Source organism: Xanthomonas sp. SHU 308, assembly GCF_000364645.1.
Lineage (GTDB): Bacteria > Pseudomonadota > Gammaproteobacteria > Xanthomonadales > Xanthomonadaceae > Xanthomonas_A > Xanthomonas_A sontii.
The window spans coordinates 1-1,032 of sequence record NZ_AQOK01000512.1; the positions used below are offsets into that span (position 1 = coordinate 1).

Annotated in this window: 1 protein-coding gene; it reads left to right on the forward strand. The window is 74.6% G+C overall.

Going from position 1 to position 1,032, the window contains the following annotated elements; translation table 11 throughout:
- Positions 1-1,032, forward strand: a 1,032-nt coding sequence (locus D588_RS25000; RefSeq protein WP_017916621.1) for a DUF1631 family protein, incomplete at both ends; no start/stop codon positions are given.

Genomic DNA, 1,032 nt, shown 5'->3' on the forward strand with positions numbered 1-1,032 from the left:
CGGCGCTGCGCGCGCTGCTGCACGAGGCGCAGCCGGACGCGGGCCCGGGCGACGGCCGGCGCTGCCTGTCGCCGCGCGAGCTGCTGTCGGTGCTGTCGTTGCTGCAGACCATGCCCTTGGCCGGATTCGCCGTCGTCGGCGAACACGGCGGCCCGCTGGCGCAGGGCCTGCGCCGGCAGATCGCCGGTATCGGCGCCTCGCTCGGCCTGGACCCGGCCAGCACCTGCCTGGATCCGGCCGATGCCGACACCCTGGATCTGGTCGGCCTGCTGTTCGATGTGATGCTGGAGGAATGCGTGCTGCAACCCGCGCAGCGCGAACTGCTGGGGCAGATGCTGGTGCCGATGGCCAAGGTGGCCCTGATCGACGGCCGCCTGTTCGTGCGCGACGGGCATCCGGCGCGGCGCCTGCTCAACCTGCTGGCCGACGCCTGCGACGGCAATGCCGGCAGCACCGGCCCGGAGCAGGCGCTGCTGGCGCAGGCGCAGGCGGCGGTGGAGCGGGTGGTGCGCGATTTCGACGAGCACCTGGCGGTGTTCCTGGCGCTGGAGGCCGAGTTCGGCAGCGCCTACGAGCAGTACCGGCGCCGGGTGGAGATCGCCGAGCGCCGCGCGGCCGAACTGCAACGGGCGGAGGAGCGCCGCGAGGTCGCCCGGCAGCGCGCCGCGCAGGCCCTGCACGATCTGCTGCAACAGGCCGGCGACGACCTGACCGTGCCGCTGCCCATCGAGGCCTTCCTGCGCCAGTCCTGGTGCCAGTACGTGCAGCAGTCGGCCTTGCGCGACGACGGTCAGGGCAGCGCGCTCGCCGCGGCGCTGGCGCTGGGCGATGCGGTGCTGGCGCAGTGCCGCCAGGCCCGGAACGGTGCGGTGCCGGTAGAAGGCTGGCTGCAGCCGCAACATGCCGAGCTGACACGGCTGTGGACCAGCGTCGGCCTGGACGCCGCGGCGGCCGAAGCCGCCTGGCAGGCCCTGCACACGGCGCTGGACGACCTGGCGCACGCGCGGCCGCTGCAGGCCGCGCTGCCGGCGA